Source organism: Nisaea nitritireducens, assembly GCF_014904795.1.
In the GTDB taxonomy this organism is placed as follows: Bacteria; Pseudomonadota; Alphaproteobacteria; order Thalassobaculales; family Thalassobaculaceae; genus Nisaea; species Nisaea nitritireducens.
This window is the reverse complement of record NZ_JACZFS010000055.1, coordinates 76417-97713: the sequence shown is the minus strand read 5'-3', so window position 1 is coordinate 97713 and position 21297 is coordinate 76417. Positions and strand designations below refer to the sequence as shown.

General features: G+C 58.7%; 1 protein-coding gene (only partly in view). It reads right to left on the bottom strand.

Annotated features, from left to right (window positions below):
- A protein-coding gene (locus IG629_RS18180) for an SDR family NAD(P)-dependent oxidoreductase (RefSeq protein WP_449867057.1) crosses the window boundary here: on the bottom strand, positions 1 to 21297 show its 5' portion. The gene continues 2811 nt to the left of window position 1, outside the view; only the first 21297 of its 24108 coding nucleotides appear in the window; its start codon is at positions 21295 to 21297; the stop codon falls past the left edge of the window.

The window sequence follows — 21297 nt, the reverse complement described above, 5'->3', positions numbered from 1 at the left end:
ATGGATCGAATCGATCCCTAGACTGACAAAACTGGCCTTTTCATTCACGTCGCTTCCAGCGGGAATCTTCAGAGCGCGGTGTATAACCGCGACAATGCCTTCACGGGCACCGCGACCAGGGCTTTGCCGCGCGACGCTCTCACCGTGCGGTTTTTCTGGTCCGACGAATGTCCGCTCGAGTTTCGGCATTTCTCCGTGAAGGACCATGGCGCGGCTGGCCTCACCGCTCTCGGCCAAGGCGATTGCCTTGTAAAGCGCATCCAGACCCGCTTGGCTGGGCATTGGGACCATTCCGGTTTCACGGCGTACCGCCGCTTCGCGGGCCTGCCCCATTCCCATGCCACCGGTCTGCCATAAGGGCCAATTGACGCTCAGGATCCGTTCGTCTTTGCCGTCAGATTTCAGATCACGGTTTCGGCTTTCCGCATAAAAATCGAGGAAGGCGTTAGCCGCTGCGTAATCGGCTTGACCGGGGTTTCCGCCAATCGCCGCGCAGGAAGAGCAAAGCAGAACAAAGGCCGGTTCCAGGTCCCGGGTGGCATTGTCCAGATTCAAAATACCGGCGACCTTAGGAGCAAACACCTTACGAAGGTCGGCTGCACTTTTCCCGGAAACCGGCCCGTCCAGCAGCACACCCGCCGCGTGGATAACTCCATCCAGCCTTCTGAATTTATTTTGTATTTTCTTCGCTAACTTATCGACTTCGGACCGCCTCGACAGATCCGTCTGATAGTAGGAAACCCGGCGGTCCGGCATTTCCGCCAATGCGTCTGATCGGCCGCAAAGGACGATCCTTGCATTGTCGGTTTTCTCCAGGAGATCCTGTATCAGGACCTTCGCCAACCCACCGAGCCCACCTGTAATCAGGTAGACGCCCTCATCCCGCCATGGATTGAGCGACGACGGCGCCGGTGCCAGTTGCCAGCTGGGAACCTCGTACCGGTCTGAGCCATATCGGACGTGGTCAAATTGGGTTCGGCTCGACAGAGCGCCGGCGATGTCCGTCATTTTTTCGACGGGCGTCTCTCTCGGCACCTCAATGAGCTGCACATCGAGTTGCGGTGTTTCTGCCGCCGCTGTGCGAAGCAGGGCTGCCAATCCGCCGAACAAGGACTGGTTCCCATCCAACGGAACCAATAACTGCAACAGCACCTTGCCGCCGTTGAGCGAGCCGATGACCAGCTTGATTTGATCCAGCAACTGGGTTGAAGCCGACGTATAGCGCCGCGCCGGATTACCCTTTGCAGGCGTCAACTGGAACCAGTCGTCTACCTGTTGGAGATCGCAGGTTCCGATCACATGCTTGGAATAGACATCCCGCTGTCCGGCAAGCCCCATAGCGGCATCTGTCCATACAGGTCTGTACAATCGGGTCTCCACCCCGACCACCCCGACGGCAGCCTTTCCGGATGCCCTCTCCGGCGCAAACCGATGATCGTCCTCCAACCCGTACTGTTCGACCGCCCAGTATTTCTCCGTCGCGAATACATAACCGGGCAACGAGACTTTACCGGGACGGTCATTGCCATAGGACCGCCCCCAATCGACCGTCTTGCCACCGAGCCAGCGGATCAGGTCCCGGTCAGCGATAGTGCCGCCGGCCTTCATCTCCGATCTGGCAGGGCTTTCATTCCCCTCCGGGGCCACGAGATAGGTCCCGTCCGCAAAGCCGGTCGCCCAATCGCCATATGCCCGCTCAAGTTTCTCGATCACCTCGTCAACCGACGTCGCGACGAAACCAAAACGGAAATCCATCTCCTCCCGGCCGGCCTGCAATGTGAAACACAGATCGATCAGGCGCGGGACGTCGCGGGCCTCCCTCAGGAAGACGGCCAGGCGCCCAACCATTTGCCGCAGGCTCTCCCGGGTCCTGGCCGACAGGACAACCGCCTGTGGTGTTCCGTCCTCCGGAACCCTCGCCGGCTGCACCCGATACTCTTCCAGGATCACATGGGCGTTCGCCCCACCGGCGCCGAAGGAGGACACGCCCACGATGCGTGTCCCACCCGCCTCCACGTCCCAATCGGAGGCTTCCCGCTGCAGGACGAAGGGCGTTTTCTTGAAAGCAATCTTCGGGTTGATCCGTTCCGCATGGAGGCTCGGCACCAGCTTTCCATGCTTGAGTTGCAGGACCGCCTTGGTCAGCCCCGCAATCCCAGCCGCAGCTTCCAGATGTCCGATCGAAGACTTGACGGACCCGATCGCGCAGAACCCGTTATCGTCCGTCTGATCGCGGAACGCCTTGGTCAAACCGTCCAGTTCGATCGGATCGCCAAGCTCGGTACCCGTCCCGTGCGCTTCGATGTATCCGACGCGGCGTGCATCGACCTTCGCTCTGTCCAGGACCTGCCGAATAAGGCTCGCCTGCGCCTTCGGGCTTGGCACCATGTAGCCGTGCGTCCGGCCTCCATGGTTGATGCCGGTTCCCCGAATGACGGCATGGATCTGGTCGCCATCGGCTTCGGCCCGTGCCAAAGGCTTCAAGACAACCGCACCCGCACCTTCGCCTGGGACGAAGCCATCGGCCTCCGCTCCAAAGCTCTTGCATTTCCCGGTCGCGGACAGCATGCGGTTGGCGCTGAGATTGACGTAGCTTGAGGGGTGCAGATAGAGGTTCACACCGCCACTGATCGCGAGTTCACACTCCCCTCTCAGAAGGCTTTCGCACGCTTCATGAATGGCTGTCAGGGACGAGGAGCACATCGTATCAATCGGCATGCTCGGGCCGTTGATATCGAGGAAATGCGAGATACGGTTCGCGACGGAACTGAAGGACGTGTAGGGGAACATCGCCTCCCCTTTTCGCCACACATCCGGACCGAACAGTCCGTAGCCGACCCTCGTCACACCGGCAAATACACCGACATGTCCGCCGTAGGTTCCGCTTAGTTGCTGTCTGGTATATCCGGCATCTTCGAGCGCATGCCAGACCGTTTGCAGGAACAGCCGCTCCTGCGGATCGATGCAAAGCGCTTCTTGCGGCGAGATATTGAAGAACAGCGGGTCGAAGTCGGCGAAACCGTCGACAAACCCGCCCCATTTCCCGTAGCTGCGGGCGGTTTCCTGAGCCTTGATTGGATCGGGCTCGTAAAATCCGTCCATCGTCCACCGGTCTTCAGGGATCTCGGTAATACAATCCCGGCCTTGCAGAAGATTGCGCCAATACGCGTTCATATCCCCAGCGCCAGGATATCGACCGCTCATTCCGACAATAGCAATTGCGGTTTCAGCAGCTCGCCGCGGTTTGGAGACGGACGCCCCCGCGTCCGCCGCTTCCTGTAACGCGGGCGATGTCCGCCGCGCCGCTTCAGCAGTTGAGCCCAGTCCCGAGAGTGCCGCAAGCTGTGCGCGATGCTCGGAGATCAAATGGTCGGCGAGTTCGTCTACGCTTCGCGTGTCGAAAAGAAGAGAGGAGCTGATACCATCGAACCGTTCCTGCAGGACAGACGTCACGCGGGAAATCAATATCGAATCAATTCCGTAGCGTTCCAGTGGCTCGGCCGGGTCAATTTTATCCGGCTCGATACGCAACGTATCGGCAACCAACTCCCGGACATAGTCGCCGGTCCAGCTTCGCAAATCATCGCCGAGGGCGGCCCTCGCATCCGCGCGCTCGCGGATATCATCCGACTCCACGTTCATCGGAGAGGGGATTGCCGGGGTCGGCTCCTTGTGCGTGCTTGAGACCATTGCACCGAGATGCGTCTCCAACCCCGCCGGCGCAGCGGCCGGGCCGGTGACCCTGATCACGCCGTCACTTTCCGCGACGATAATCTGCTGCCCGAGCTCCAATCCGGCCGAGGCAGGAAACTTGACGCAGCTAAACCCTTCCTCTTGCAACACCCGTTCCCAGGCGTCCGGCGTCAAACCGGGAGAGCCGGGAATTCGAATGCCATCATCCTCATTCAGCCACCAGCCCTCCAGCAGTCCGAAGGTAAGGTGCGCCAACAGGGACGCTTCGCTCAGCTCGTTCAGAACGAGCACACCGCCGCTTCCAAGCAGCGCTTTCGCATTGCGCAGAGTTTGCCGGATGTTCGCCGTCGCATGGAGAACGTTGGCAGCGATCACCACATCATAATTGCCCAGCGGTATGTCCTGCTCGGCAGGCGACCGCGCTGCGTCGTAAATCCGCGTCGTCAGGTAGTCGGCATCAGGTGCAAAATTCTCTTGCGCGTGGAACAGGAATGCCTTGGAGAGATCGGTGTAACAATATTCTCCAATGTCTCTTTGACGATCCTTGAATCGCTTCACGATCCCGGCGGTCGTTCCTCCGGTTCCGGCCCCGATCTCGAAGACCTTCAGTTTCGCGCCACCGCGTTGCGCGCGCATATCGACCAGAGCGGTCAGGGTATCCGACAGGACCCCGTTAAAATGGTCGGCCGCCAAATTGCCCTTATAAATTCCTTCGACCAGCTCCATCGAAGAATTGGGGAACAGGATATTCGGCGCCGGATTGTCACCTTTCAGGATTTCAGGCAAAGCCCGCATGCAGCGCTCTACGAGGATGGCTGCCGCGCGGGTATCTGCAGACCTCAAGAGATCTTTCTGTCCCGCGTCCCATTCGGCCCAGAGGGTTTCGAGGCTTTCCGGCTCCCCCTCAAACTGCTCCAGGAAGGCGCGGGATTGAGCCAGCCAGCGGCGGTAAAAGCTCGGGCCGCCCGCCTCGCCCTCTGCCAGGATACCCAAGTCCTTAAGAGTCGCGCGCAGCAGCCGCGCCAGGATATCCTCCATGTCACTGCCATAAAAAACCGCGGCTTTGCGCAGTTCATCAGTGACCGGCAACTGCGGAGGCATCCACTCTTCGAGATCCGCCAGCGCGGGCGTCTCTGCCTCCCTGAGTACGACAATTCTTTCAGGACCCAGGCCGCCCTCAAAAATTGAATAATCGCTCGCCTTTAGGATTACGGCCTGATCGAACGGAGATGAAATCAGGAAGCCAAGTCCCGCCATTCCCTCCGCGGGCGACAACGACGCGACGCCCAACTGAGCGATGCGCCGCTTCGAAGCGTCCGGAATGGTAAGGCCAGTGCCCGTATTCCAATATCCCCAGTTCACGGTCTTCACCGGCATGGGAAGCCGCTGGTTCAGTTGTTTCGAATAAGCATCCTGGAACGTGCATCCAGCCGAATAGCCGCTCATCCCGCCGGCCTTGATGAAGGATGACATCGACGAGAAGAACAGAACGAAGTCCAGGTCTTCCTTGCCGAAGACCTGCATCATCCGGACACTGACATCAACTTTCGACCGGAGAACGCCCCTGAATGCCCCTTCGTCCATGTCCGCTATCGAACGGTCAAATGCACCGACCGCGGAGTGAACGACGCCGTTGATCGTCCCGAACCGATGCTTTATCTCGGCGAACGCCTCTTGCAAGGCATGGAAATCGGAAGCGTCAGCTGAAATGTAGGTCAGTCTGGGACCGGCGGCGGCCAACTGGTCGATCTTGGCTTGAATCCCGCTGTCGATGGGTCGGCGCCCGATCCAAACGACGTTCGCCTTGTGAGTCTCGAGGACATGACGCGACCAGATCTCTCCAAGCCCGCCGGCGCCACCAATGACAACGTAAACACCGCCGTCGCGATAAGAAACTGGGTGGCTTGGGAGCGCCTCGGCGCGAGCCAGGGATTGCGAGAACCATTGACCGTTCCGGTGCATTTTCACATCGGCCCGGCCATCCTCTGCATCGTTGGCGGCCAGCATCTCGTGGATGGGCCAATCATCCTCACCATCCAAGTCGAATAGACGAAATGACCACCCACGATATTCCTGGGCGAGCGAACCGGCAAACCCGTGGATCGCGGCGTGGGCGGGGTTCGCCTCCCGGTTGTCGCTGAGGCTCAGGCAATTGGTCGTGACAATCATCAGCTTGAGCCGACTGTTCGCGAAACCTGCCGACAGCAGTTTCTTCACCAGCCGGAACAGGAACAAGACGCCGTGCGTTTGCCCTTCGACGAGATTGTCATCCGTCAGGCCCGTAACCGGGAAGTCGGGGATCTTTACAATCAGGTGTCCGACACCGTCGAACGAAGCCAGATCCGGATCCGCCAGATCCACTTCGAGGAGCCGCGCCTCGGGGAAGGTTTCCTCGACCGACGCTCGTTGCGACACCGTTCCTCCAATCAGGGCGAACGCGGTCTCGGCATGCTCTGTCTCCGGGGACGGAATTGTCTGCCATAACGGGACAAGCATCATGTCCAACAAGCGAGAGGGCTCGGGCACCTCGGAAGCCGTCTCGGCGGCCGACGCTCCATGCTGCGGTGCCGGGGTGGCCCGCGCACCGTCCGCCATATCCCGAGGCAACCAATAGCGCTCGCGCGCGAAAGCGTAGGTCGGCAATGGCAACCGTCTTACATTCCGCCCGCGGCTCAGATCGGCCCAGGAAATGTCGAGGCCCTGAACCCAAGCGGCGAGCAGCTTTTCAAGCTTCGATTTGGCAAGCCAGGCGCTTACGACATCGTTCAGGTCATTATCCCCGAGCAGAAGGGAAAGTGCGCCCTTCTGGGCTTTGACATCACCGGAATAAATCCCGGCCAAATTCCCATCGGAATGTCTGTACGCTCTCAGCTTGTCCTTGAGTTCGGTGATCGACCCAGCAATGAAACCGATCCGGTGATCCATCGGGATGCGTCCGGATTGAAGGGTGAACGCAATATCGGCCAGCCGGGGCTCTTCGCCGGACTTGTGATCCAGGAAGCCGAGAAGATCGTCGATACGCTGACTCAATGCCTCCCCGGATTGTCCAGACAAAATGATTGCTTCTACCGTATCAGCGGACGTTTCGACTCGCCCGGCCGACGGGACATGTTCAACGACCACCAGATGAGCGTTCGAACCGCCCGCACCGAAAGACGAAATTCCGGCTGCCCGCGGCAGTTCGACAGCATCACCGCCCTGTTCCACGACCGCCCTGTGCCAGTCCGTACCCTGCTTCTGCACGAAAAACGGTGTGTCTTCGAATTCGATATGATGATTAGTCGTCTCTGAATTCAGCGACGGCGCGATCTTCCCTTTCCGGAATTGAAGCAAGACCTTGATCAACCCGGCGATGCCGGCGGCGCTTTCCAGATGTCCGATGTTCGCCTTGACCGAACCGATGGCGCAGCGGTTTGACCCGTCATCGCCCATCTTCCGGAATGCGCGGGACAAACCGTTGATTTCTATGGGATCGCCCAAGGCCGTCCCGGTCCCGTGGGCTTCGACGTAGGTGATGCTCGCGCCGGAAACCCCGGATCGCGCGACGGCTTCCTCGACCAGACGGCTTTGGGCGAGCGGGTTGGGAACAGTATAGCCGTTGGTCTTGCCGCCGGCATTGACCATGCTTCCCTTCAGAACCCCGTAAACGTGATCGCCGTCAGCCTCCGCCTCCTCCAGTGGCTTCAGTGCGACGACGCCAACACCTTCACCATCGACAAACCCATCGGCGCCTTCACCGAATGGACGACAGGTCCCGGTCGGCGACAACGCCATCATTTCGCTGAGTTCGATGAAATGATCCGGCGCGAGGATCAAATTCACGCCACCGACGATCGCCCGCTCACACTGACCGCTACGCAAACTCTCGATCGCGTAGTGAAGCGCGGTCAGAGACGACGAGCAGGCCGTATCGAGAGCGATCGACGGCCCCTGAAAGTTAAATTGGTAAGAGACCCGATTGGGGATCGACCAGGCCTTGGGCTGGCGGCCGTACATGCTGTTCATAACGCCGGTAAAAACACCGACCCGGCCGCCGGCGGCGAAAGTCGCCGGCGTATATCCGGCATCTTCAAGGGCTTTGAAGGCGGTTTGCAGGAAAAGACGCTCCTGCGGGTCCATTCGCTCGGCATCGTACGGAGAGATCTGGAAAAACAGCGGATCGAACTTGTCGACTTCGTCGATAAACCCGCCCCATTTGCTGTAGCTGGAACCTTCCTTGCCTTGAGCAGCGTCGAAATACTGCTGCCAATCCCAACGATCGAGAGGAACCTCACCGATCGAGCATCGCCCAGCCCACAGATTGTCCCAGAACTGCTCCGCGTTTCGTGCGCCTGGGAAGCGGCAATCGAGGCCTATAACGGCAATGTCACCGACGGATGCTACCCGCTCCGCCCGTTCCAGCAGCACCGGGGCAACGACCTTTGCAACCGGGTTGCTCGCCGCTTTTGACGGCGGCGGTACCGTATCCAAACGGCGGGAGGGCATGCCCGCGCCCAGAAGTTTTTGCAGGTCTTCCCGTCGGTTCTCCAGCAGATAGTCCGCCAGCGCATCGATGGTTTGTACCTCGAAGAACAGCGTACTGCCGATTTTCCCGAAGTCCTCGCGGAGCGCATTGGTCATCTGGATGGCGAGGATCGAGTCTAGGCCATAGACCTCGAAAGGTTTGTCCGCCTCTATGTCGCCGATCGGGATCTGAAGCGTCCTGGCAACCAGTCCCTTGACATGCTCAATGGCCCCGTCGCGCAGGTCGCTCTCATCACCAGTGTCATGGGTTTCCGATGCAGCAGATACACGCTGCTCGACATTAGCCTCAATCTGTTCTGCCCGCTTGACCAGCGCCATCTGGTCCAACGGTCCCTGCAATAGCGCCTCAAGCGCGGCAAAGGCCTCTGCGGGTTCGATTGAACCATGCCCCGATTGCGATAACCGCTCTCGATAGGCATCGTCTTTCACGATTCCGATGCTGCCCCAATAACCCCAGTTCATGATCTTGACCGGGCAATCCCAGAGGCCTTTCAGATAGTGCGCGAACGCATCCTTGAACGTGCATCCGGCTGCATAGTTGCTCTGACCGGCCAAGGTCAGGAAGGAAGACATAGACGAGAAGAAAAGAACGAAGTCCAGTTCCTCGCCGCCGAAAACGCGGGCCATGTTTATGGTGGCATCCAACTTCGGCGAAAGCGCCGCATCGAAGTCAGACTCCTGCATTTTCAGAAGACCGCTGTCCTTCAGAACGATCGCGGAATGGACCAGTCCGTCGATCCTGGGCCATCTCTTCTTTATGTCGTCAAACGCTGGCTTGAGCGATCCGTAATGGGTTGCGTCGGCTTGAACATAGATCGGAACAGGACCGCCTATGGCGGAAAGCGCGTCGATGGACCGTTGCAACGCGTCGTCCAAGGGCCGACGACCGATCCAAATGACTTGCGCGCCATATTTCTCGATCATCTCACGGCTCCAGGCCATGCCGATTCCGCCCGCCCCGCCGATCACGACATAAACGCCGCCCGGTTTATAGACAGGGGAAAGTGTGTGGACGGTATCTGTCCCCACAGGCTGCAATACGCGCCTCGATACCTTCCCGTTCTCAATCTTCAACGGTGCTTCGAACGGCAACGCAAGCAGCATTTCAAGCTTACCTGCGACGGGTCCGGCGCAATCCACAACACGTACCGACCAGTGTGGATATTCCCGTGCCATGGAGCCGATCAGGCCGTGCAACCCGGCGCTGAGCGGGTTGCCCTGGAACACGCGGTCTGTCAGGACGGACCAGTTCAGCTCCAAAGCGTCATGACCAGTACTCAGCAGATGCTTGATCAACCGGAAACAGGCCAAGAGCTCAGACCGGGCCCGGATCCCGAAATCTTCTCCAGCGTCAAGTTCTGGTGCCTGCCCAAAGGCCAGCCATATGACGTTGGTGACAGAACCGGATCCATTGAGGCGCTTCGTCAGCGCGCCGTCATTGATCTCGGCCGACGACAGCCAGACCGCATCGGAATAGATATCGGAAACACCCGACAGGATTTCTCGGGGGACATGTCCGCTATGACACACAAGGGTGTCCCCGGCCGGACGTATCCGAGCACGATCATGATCTTCCTCGGACACCAACTGCCAAACAGGCACCAATCGCTCCGCCGCGGCCACCGACAGTTTGCGGCAGGAAAGTCCCTGAGCCCGGATGATTTGACGCCCCGTCCCATCATATAGGTGCATTGATATCCCGGGGACCGCGCGCTCAGGGGCATCGTCGGTCAGGAAGATATGAGCCCACATGACGGATGATGTCGGCCCGAAAATATCTATCCGGTCCAACGCAAAAGGAAGGAGCGGTGCCTCGTTCCCGGTATCGGTCAGAAGGTAACGAGACGGCTGAAAAACCGCATCGAGGATGACGGGATTGACCTCACCTCGGATGTGGCGCGCCGCGTCAGGAAGTCGTACTTCGACCAAAAGCGAACCGGCACCGACATGGATAGCCTGGATGCCCCGGTAAGCGGGACCATAGTCAATGGAATCCGACCTATAATCCGCGTAGCACTGCGTCGAACTGATGGTCCGGAGCCGGTGTGCGCCGCGAAGCTGATCTAGATCGACCGATCGGGATACGCTCTCGGCAGAGAGAAAGCGCCCTGCTGCATGTTGTTTCCCTTCGAATTCGATGACAAAACTGCCTGTAGCTCCATCCTGCTTCAGATGCGTTTCGATGACAGTCTCATCTGCGCTGACCACGACGGGCCTCAGCCAGGTGACATCCTCCAGGCTTATTGCGCTGACGTCTGAGCCGAGTTTTTCTGCTATCGCACTTTGGACGATCTCGATGGTCGCCATAGCGGGAAGCACCGGTTCCCCAAAAACTCTGTGATGTCCGATCACTGGATCGTTCGGGGACAGGATGCGCTCGATACGATCGGCCGAGGGCGCCTGGTTTCGGCCTTCGGGAACCAGATCAACTGTCGGCAACGGATAGCGGCTGCGTGCGAATGGATAGACCGGCAACTGGAGCCTAGGTGTAGCGGCCGCGGCGCCATCATCTCTCCGTGCCGGCCAAGTCACCTCTCGCCCGGCTTCCCAGTCTCTGGCCACTTTCACAAGATCGCCCGGCAATCCGACATTTGAGGCCGTATCTGAAAAATCCCGGCGGCCCAACTGCGTCAGCAATTCTCTCTTGCTGGTCGCGATTGCGGCGCGGCGATGTTCGAGCGGGTCCCGCCCCACCTGCAGAGTGCGGGACAAGGCTTCGAGATCCAATTCGGCTTCGGGGCACCCCTCGACATAAGCCAGCAGATTGGAAACCACTTGCTCCAGCTGATCGGAAGTGCGGGCCGACATCGGAAAGATGTGAGGCTGAGCGGAAACCGGCGGCGCGTGCTGTTGGATCCATTCCTCGACCACCAAATGCGCATTGGTGCCGCTGTATCCGAACGCGCTGACTGCCGCCAAGCGTTTGGCATGGCCGCTCTCGCCCCAGTTCCGGCAGTCCTGGTTCACATAGAAAGGGCTTCCCGCGAAATCGCAATTGGCATTGGCCTCGTCGAAGTTAATCGAAGGAGGGACCTGCCTGTGCTTCAAGGCCAGGAGAACCTTGATCAGACTCATCACACCCGCAGCCGCGCCGGTATGTCCGATATTCGCTTTTACAGAGCCGATGCCGCAGAACCCGGTTTTTCCGGTGAATTTGCGGAAGCTGTCTGTCAGCCCGTGGATTTCGACCGGGTCGCCCAGGACGGTGCCAGTGCCGTGGGTTTCAACATATTGAATGTCCTCTATATCAATCCCGGTCTTCTCATAGACACGGCTTTGCAGCCGGCTTTGGGCCAGGAAGCTCGGCGCGGTGAGGCCGGAGGTCTGTCCGTCCTGGTTTGTTCCGCTCGCCCTGATAACGCCGCGAATTGGATCGCCGTCCCTGACGGCATCTTTCAGGCGTTTCAGAACAACGACCCCGACACCGTCGCCGACCACAATACCGTTCGCCTTATTGTCGAACGGTCGGCACACACCGTCCGGAGACAGCATTCCAGCGCGGTGCATCGATATGAAGACGCCGGGATGGTTCCAGACGGTCACGCCACCGGCCACCGCCAGATCCACATCGCCTGTCGCCAGGGCGCGCCGCGCCGTGTCGATTGCCACCAGCGAAGAGGAACAGGCCGTGTCTATGGCAATGGCCGGTCCTTCCAGACCGAGGAAATAGGCAAGCCGCGCGGCCAATACGCTCGAATCCCCGCCGAGCATGGACAGATGCGACCATTCCTCGTTGACCGGCGCGTCGCCCATGGTCCCGATATAGGTTCCGACCGGACACCCATTCAGAGATGCAGGTGAAATCCCAGCATCCTCCAGCGCGTGATAGCTTTCCTGCAGCAGCATTCGCTGCGCGGCCGTCATGGACGCGGCTTCTTTCGGGGAAATCCGGAAGAACAGGGGGTCGAAGCAGTCTTTGTCGTCGATCGCACCATAGCGGGCCGGCAGGCCCGGGTCCGCCAGGCGGTCGAAATAGGCCAACCAATTCGGATCGGTGATGTCCGTGATATGGGACTCACCATTCGAGATCAGCCGCCAATAATCGTCCGCGGTCCCGGCACCGGCACTTCGGCACGCATAACCGATGACTGCAATGTCCCCGTCCCCTGAACCACTGGAACTTCCAGCCATCATGTTGCGGGAGGTATCGGCGGATCGAGCAGCCGCCCGCGGCAAGGTCGGCTTCTGGGTGGCGATGTATTGGGCCAATGCCGTCAGGGTTCGGAACTCGAACGCGACACTTGTCGGCAGTTCCAGACCGAAACGCCGGTTGATGCTCTCCAGTAACTCGACAGCATTGATCGAGCTGAGTCCAAGTTCCTGCAGGCTGTCGGAAAGCTCGTCTTCCCTCAGGGCCAACACGTCGCGGAATGTGTCTTGCAGGAGGGGCAGAATGGCATCCTCTGCCGGCCCCGGTCCCTTAACGACGGGCGCAACAGCGTCCTCCGATGACGGATATCCGACCTTACCACGCGCCTCGAGTTCCCGCAGGGCTTGTGAATAAGCCTTCACATTCGCGAGCCGGTGATCATTCAGCGCTCGCAACTCCGCTTCGGATTGCCCAGCCTCCGCTTTCCTGATGCGGAACTGGCAATAACTGACCCAGCCGCGCTCGATCGCAACCGCATTGTTGGTCCAATTGCGCCAAGAGTCCCGGACCACCGGCGGGAGATCACGGATGTTGTCTTCGCAATCGGGATCAAAGAGACCGTTCGCGATTTCCCTTGATAGATCGATGACTTCCTCAATGAGAAAGCCGTGTTCCGCCAGGAGCTTTGCCCAGCCTGATCGGGTCGGAATATAAACGGACACCTTGGAATCGATGATCCAGCCCTGAAGGTCGGCAACGAAATCCATGATCAGAAGGTGCCCGTTCTCCTTGAGGTTCCTGTGGATATTTCGAAACAGCCCCTGCTTGTCCTCGATGTGGCAGGCAACTTCGATACCGAAGATCAGGTCATAGTCCAACGGGAAGGGATGCGCCGCACTGTCCCGGTTAAAGACCTGTGCATTCAGCCTTTTTTCCAGAATCCGGTCGTTGGCGTAATCGGCTTGCGCCGGGGTGATTGTGTAACCGTGCGCCTGAATATGAGGGTAGAGCTCGGATATACCGATGACATCGGTGCCATAGCCGCAACCGAAATCGAGAATCTTCTCTGTTTCAGAAAAGGGTACGCAGTCGAAAAAGACCCTCCGGCTCTCCCGCTGTTTCTCGCGAACCAACGCGGCTTCGTCGGGATATTTGTCCGGATTGTTGACAACGCGCGTGATGGAAAAGCCCGATTTCCGTTCCGGCAGCGGAAAGAAGGTCACATAACCGCCGTGGAACTCGTTTTTTCCGTCCTTTGCGATTTCCTCATAGAGGGAAACGACTTTTCGCCTTTCCGCTCCGCTCTGCCCGTCAATCGCTTTGGGCTTGCTTGCAAAGGAACGCTTGAGAAACGCATAGCCTGGCAATGAAACGATCCGGCCCGTCGCGCCGCGTCCTTCCATGTCCCAATCGACAGTTCCACCGGACATCCATCTTTCCGCCAGCTTGAGCGCGTCGGCACGATCTGGCCCCAGAGATCCGTCCGGGATCCCGCCCGGGTCGGCCGGGCCCTGTTCCAGGTAACGTTCCAGGCACGCCTTCAGTTCGGCGCGGGATCCGACAACCCATGCCACTCGCTCACGAAGAACGGCCCGGCCAGCCTGGAGCGTGTATGCGATATCGTTTAGATGCTGATCCTGATTTTCGGAGAGATGGGAATGAAGGTTTTTGATGGCTTCTGAGAGGCTCTCCCTGTCCTGAGCAGACAGGAGAACCGTTTCGAACGAAGCCCTATCCGCCGCCGGCCGCAGGTTCTCCTGCTCGACCGCATCAACAACAATGTAGGCGTTGGTTCCACTGATCCCGGTCGCACTGATGGCGGCCCGTCGATCACTGCTTCCGCCTGCCTGCCAAGCCTGACTGTCTTGTGGAAATGTGAACCGTGAGGCCCGGGCTTCGATGTTTTTGTTGAGCGTCCGGAAAGCCCCCACCCCCGGCATAACGCGATGACGCATTGCCAATAAGACCGCGATCAAACTGACCAGGCCGGACGCGGCGAAGGTATGACCGATATAGGATTTCACGGATGAAACGACACACGGACTGACGGATGATCCGCCCAGGCCATCGCGCAATGCATCCAGCTCGAGCACATCGCTTGTCTCGGCACCCACGCTATGGGCCATCGCCAGCTGTATGGATTCCGGATCGATCGAGAATGTCCGGTTCACCGTTTTGATCAGTTCGGCTTGCCGGTCGGGATTCGGCGCGGTGATGCCGTTGGTCCGCCCATCGTGATTAATACCGCTGGCACGAATGCATCCGAGGATGTTGTCCCCATCCCGAAGCGCAGCAGACAGCGGTTTCAACACGACCGCAGTTACAGCTTCACCTGGAAGCAGGCCGTCAGCACCTTCACCGAAGGGGCGGCACGATCCGGAAGCGGAGAGAATGCCGGCTTTCTTAAAATGCTCAAAAGCCTTGCCGGATAGGATCGGACTGACTCCGCCGACCAAAACGAGATCGCATTCACCGAGACGCAAAGAGGAACAGGCCTGGTGAACCGCGGCAAGAGAGGAGGCGCAAGCGGCCGATGTCGCAAGAACCGGTCCGTTCAAATTCAGATGATAGGCGATGCGGGCAGCCAATGTGGAAGTCTGCTGGCTGTTCAAGTACCCGTCATCGGGGAACAGGCCTATATTGCCTTCCTCCACCCCGACATAGACACCGCATTTGGCTGTCTCTCTTCTCCGACCGACGTAACCGGCACTTTCCAGCGCATGCCATGCCGTTTCGAGAAAGAGGCGGTGGCGAACGTCCATCTTCGCCGCTTCACTCGGTGGAATTTCGAAGAAACGCGCGTCGAAGATGTCTATGTCCGACAGAAAAGCCCCTGTGACTTCGCTGGTCCCGCCGAAATCCTCCCGATCTTTCGGAGCCGGCCCGAAGCTTGACATCGATCCGGAAATGTTCTGCCAGAACTCGTCCACTGACGATGCGCCCGGGAACCGGCCACTCATACCGATGACCGCAATCCCGTCATCCGAATTGGCCCGGATTGGAGACTTCTCAGCAAAACTTCGGGTGGTAGAGATTTTCGGCCGGGCGTTCTGATCTGCGCGTTGTTCCCCCAAACGCCCCGCCAGATATTGGGCAATCATTGCGAGGGTTGTGTGCCGATAGAAATCCGATTGAATGACTTCCAGACCAAAATGGTCGGACAGGATCCTTGCAAAGCGGGCAAGGAGAATGGAATCAAAGCCGAAATCCGCTAAATTCCGGTCGAGATCGAGTCGCTCTGCCGGCGTGCGTAACAGATCACTGGCCAGCCTTGCCAAGGTCTGCGCCATATCTCCGCTCGGGCGCTGTTCTGTTCTTTGTACTGGCTCCACCCGGGATATTGCCTCCACCCGGGCCGGGGTACTTCGATCAATACCGAGAAGCTGCCGAATTTTGGGTTCATCCCCGGTCATCACCAGGATCGGACCACCCGAACCGCTCAGTATCCGATCGAATATCCTGCCCCCTTCATTACTCTTCAGGGGCGTTTGACCGGTCAGGTCTTCATAGAGTGAAATCTCGGCGGGTCCGCCAATCGACATTCCGCCATCGGCCCAAAGTGGCCATTCGATGACATGCGCTTTCGGCACACTTTGGCGCCCATACTGCGCATAGGCGGCGAGAAAACGGTTGCCGACAGCATATTCACAACAGCCGAAATCGCCGAGGACAGCGGAACTTGACGAGAAATAACAGACAAAACGCAGCCGCTCATTCTTGAGAGCTGCATCAAGCGCGAGCACCCCGCCGATTTTGGGGAGGGTCGTATCTCGAAAGCTTCGTTCATCGCTGTCGCGAAGCTTGCCGCCATTCCAAATACCGGCCGCGTGGACGACTCCCTGGATCGGCCCAAAGTACTCCATAGCGGATGCGAGGCCGCGTTCCAGTGCCTCTTTGTCTGCGACGTCAACCGCCAGATACCGGACCTCCGCTCCTTCGCGTTCCAGGTCCGCGATCGCTCGGCTCTTGTCTGGGCTCAAGTCCGAGCGGCCCGTCAGGATCAGGTTCCGGATGCCCTTGCGAGCCAGATGTCTGGCGAACAGCAAGCCCAATTTACCGGTACCACCGGTAATGAGCACCGTATCGACACCGGAAAAGTCAAAACTGGTGGACGGGTTCGAGACCGAGCGCAGACTGAGCGTTTGTCGATCTCCACCGCTATACAGGACCGCGCCATAGTCGCTTTTCAAGACAAGCTCTCGCCAGAAGACCGTCAGCCAGCCTTCCAGCGAAACGTCATTCCGCGTGTTGTCTCCGATTACAATTGTTATTGCTGTATCGGACCATTCCCGGTTCAGCGTCCGTTCGAAACCGATCCACGATTCCAGATGGCTGCGCTCAAGTCCGTCTTTAAAGCACCCCGCCAGGACCAGCTTTTTAGGGTGCACGCCCGTCCGTTCAATCGCGCGCAGGAGCTCGGCGACAATCTCCGTGTCCAGTGCGTGCCCCCAGAAGAGGAGGTTGTCCGCCGCGAGTTGATCGGGCGTCACGTCCTTCCATGTCTGAACGATACGAACATCGCCCGGGAGCTTCGAAGCAGCCGCCCGCACGATTTGTGGATCAAGCGAGACGTCCTCTCCGAGAATGCAGGTTAGTGCCTGCGCATCCCCGACATTCTGAACGACGTCGTCACGACAGGGTGACCAAACCTCTTCGAACGAATAGATGTTCGAAAGGTCGGGAGTGTTCTGGGCCGACGGAACAGCAGGTTTCGCTTGGTCCGCAATCCAATAATGTTCCAACTCAAATGGGTATGTCGGGAACACCGACGGCGGCGCCCCTTCGGAGCGCATCTTCGTCCAATCGATATCTGCGCCTGCAATCCAGAGAGCCGCCAGCGTTTCGTAATCTTTTTCGGCGACGGCGGCTGCGACCACCTTCCGGCCCGCGGTGCTGTATGCCAGCGTACCGTTCACTCCTTGCGATTTTTTAACGGACGCGCTCCAGATTCCGGGCCGGTCCGTGTTGCCTACCAGGAAATCCCGAAGGCCATTCTCCAGACCTTTTTTATTGGACACGACCAAAGCCAAACGGGTGTCCATCGTTTGGCGGCCGATACGTGACGTCTGCAAAATATCTGCGAACGCCAGTTCATCCGCCTCGGGTGAGGCGAGCCATGTAACGACCTTTTCCGCGTACCGCCGCAGCGCTGAATCATCGCACGCAGACAGGAGGAACAGCTCCGCATCTCCTTCATCCTGGGTCGATGCTTCGATGTCGGGGACGCCTTCCAATACGACATGCGCATTGCTTCCGCCTGAACCGAAGCTGCTGACACCGGCTCGCAATGGGCCGTCTTCGCCGGGACGCCAAGCCTTGTGCTCTTCCAGAATCGAAAAAGGCGTTCCCGCGAGTTCAATGTTTTGATTCAATTGACTGAAGTGAAGTGTCTTCGGCAATTCCCGATGCTTAAGGGCGGCAATCACTTTCACCACCCCGGCCAGTCCGGCTGCGGCTTCCAAATGCCCGATGTTGGATTTGGCCGCGCCCAGGGCACAATCAGCATCATGCTCTCCGTCGAAGGCTTTTCTTAGCCCCAGAATCTCGATCGGATCGCCCAAAGGCGTGCCCGTTCCATGAGTTTCGATATAGCTGATCGTGCGGCCTTCGACCCCGGCATCTCGCCAAGCGCTTTTGACCAATTCGGCCTGACCATTGGGATTTGGCGCGGTCAATCCACCGGACCGACCACCGTGGTTGCACGCACTTCCCTTGATAACCGCTTGAATGCGATCGTTATCGCGAAGAGCGGCATTGACCGGTTTCAACAGCAGGACTGCCGCGCCCTCTCCTCTAACATAGCCGTCACAGTCGTTGTCGAAGGTTCGGCACCGCCCCGAGTGCGACAGCATGCCTGCGTTGTAATACGCTAAACTGTTGGCGGAATGGCACATCACATGGACGCCGCCAACCATCGCCAAGTCCGCCTCACCTTCCCTCAATGACCGAACCGCTTTGTGGACCGCGACCAGAGAAGACGAGCAAGCGGTATCTATTTGAAGACTGGGCCCGGAAAAATCGTAGAAATACGACAGCCTGTTAGCCATGACCGACGGCGCGTTGCCAATGGCGGTATAAGCCTCGGCCGGTATGTCCATCTGATCAATCAGGCGTCCGTAATCGCTACCGCTGGCGCCAATGAACACAGCGGTCGATGAGCCGGCTAAACTTCGGGGCGGATAACCAGCATTCTCAAACGCCTCCCAGCTCAACATCAGCAAAAGACGCTGTTGCGGGTCCATCGCCTCGACTTCGAGCCTGGACAGCTTGAAGAAAGGCGCATCAAACCCGGCGATGTCCTCAAGGAAACCGCCCTGATCGATCCCCGGGAGTTCGGACGGTCCTTGCCCTGTGGGCCAATGCCATCTGCCGGAAGGCAGTTCTCCGACCGCATCTCGGCCGTCTTTCAACAGGCGCCAATAATCCTCCAGGCTTTCGACATTTCCCGGAAAACGGCAGGCAACGCCAATAACCGCCACGTCGTCATCGCGATACTGCTGCTTGCGGACCGAGCTCTTAGAGCCGGCTCTTGATCGCGTGTGGACATCGGCTGGTTTAGCCCTTTCACCCACCTCGTCCTTGGAAACATAGGCATCGATGAAGGCGCGTATCTTTGCAGGCGTATTATGCTCGAAAAGGAATGTGCCCTTTGCTTCATAGCCGAACGCCCCAGCCAGCCGCTCGGTGATCTCCAGCATATCGGCTGAATCCAGCCCCAGCTCCATCAACGGACGATCCCAGTCGAACGAAGCGGCAGCCTCCGGTCCGAGGCATTGCTTTACAGATTGCTCGATGAATTCGGCAGGGTTTCCGGGGCCCTTTTCCGATACGGTATTAACCGAAGCGCCGGTCAGATCGGTCCGCAGGCGGTTCCGAGGATCATAGGCAATCAGAACGCCGTGGCCGCCATTTTCCTTATCTCCGTCTCGATAACCCGTCACAAGATCAAGGATCTGCGCACCATGACGCTCATGAAAGCGGAGGATCGGATCCGAAATGACGCCGACGTCGTTGCGGAGGCGGATATAGTCCTCCAAGGCCCCATGCTCCGAGGCCCGGTAATTCTTACACCTTGTAACACCTACGACGCTCTTGATACCCGGCGTTACGCTGAAGTGTTGTAAGGCGAACTCCAGCAATCTGTCGCCCAGCTGAAGTTCCTGGGTTTCCGGCGCGATATTGATCGCCAGTAATTGTACGACTCCGCCCCCTACTGAATGAAGCTCCTCAACCTGATCGTATGTGACGCCTTCCAGTTGCCGGGCGTCTTCCAGCCGCTGCGTATAGCAAATACCAACAACTTGACCATCGATCTCGGCGACGAATTGGCCCGCTGGGTGGTTATCAAGACGCCGCCTCAACGCGCTTTCGGAAGCACGGAGCGTCGGCGCCCAGCATTTCGCCTCCAACCGCACGAGTGCTTCGAGGTCAGACATCCGCGCACGTCTGATCAGGTAAGGCAGGCGCTGAAAGTGCTGAAGCGTTATTCGGCTGTAGCCAAGGGTCTTCGGATAACGCCGGAAACTTTCCCGGGCCGGAAGCAAGGCCGCTTCCGCAGCCGCGGAGAGGTAATCTCCCGCCGGAAGCAGGAGCTGGTGCGACAACCGGTGCAAGCAGTCGAAATGGAGGTTCTCACTTTGCAGCAAAAACTCTCCAACCGTCGCCGGGTCCAGGGAATGGACTTCAAGCGTGATCAAGCCATGGCGGCCGACGACGTCTGACCATCTGGCGAAATGCTCGACCAGGTTCTGGAATACGGCGTGACTGGAGATCGGCCGGCCGCTCTTGTCGATGAAGACACCACCGGGATCGATACCGGTCCGCGCTTCGATCGCAGCAATGTCCTCGGGCGGGCGGAACGGGCGATCGTGATCAAGGAACGACCGCAGATGCAGAATGCTGTCCGGGTCATCGATACCGAATGACCGCAAGTTCGACAGGATCTCGGCAGGGTTCCCGATGTCGCCTTCGACCAGAATATGATCATGATCGCGCAGCGTGGCTTCCGCTTCCGCCAGGGCCGCCCTGTTCAGATCGATCCCGATGAGAGTCAGCGGATATTGGTCAAGCACCTTACCGCGACGGCACTTGTCTCGAACAATAGCGTGGATCTTCTTGAGCAAAGCTCCATCACCGACCCCGGTGTCCGCAATGTAGCGCGGTTGATTCGAAAAATCGTCCGTATCAAAGAGGTCGAGGATGATTTCTTCCATGTCAGCGAAGTACCGCTGGTGCTGGAATCCGCTCCCGATCACATTAAGTCCGCGATCGACATGGCCTTCGGCGCCTTCGGGCGACTGCTGAAACACTATGTCGCTGTCGCCGAAGATCAACTCAGACAGGTGTTGCAGCATGGGTAGGTAGGAGAACGAAATCGCGAAATTGAACCGCCGCCCGAGGAAGAACCGCCCCGTCTCGGTTAATTTGATCTTTTTCTGGTCAGGGTTGCCGGGCTCCGTCCACTGCAGACGGTCAAACAACCGGCAAATCTCCGATCGCACCTGCGGCAGCATCGATTCTGGAAAACAAAGTACGGGGTCGTCCGTACCGTCAACGAGGCCATGTCGATCAAGCGCCATCACAAGCGGGATAACGAGAACACCGTCCAGTAGATCACCCAACAGCGGATCCGAAAAACCCCAGCCGGCATTGGCGTGCTCCACCCAAGCTGACAGGGTTAGGGTCCGGCTCGATGCAGTCAGATAATCGTCATAGGGAAACAGCAGCAGTTCATTGATATTTTTTGGTATTTCGCGGTGGAATGCGGCTTTTCCGGTTGCACGGAACCGGCCGTCATCAGAGCGCGAGACCCATCCCAGCGATTCCAGCAATTCGAGGGCTGCCATCAGATAACCCTCTCGGGCTTCAGTGTCAGCCGCGAGTTCCTGGGTCGTCGCGCCTTCGGTGGATGCCAAGCGATCGAACAACCCGTTCCTGGAACAGGCGCTCACAACCGGGACGGCCACAAAGCCGTGCAACATGGCATTCAT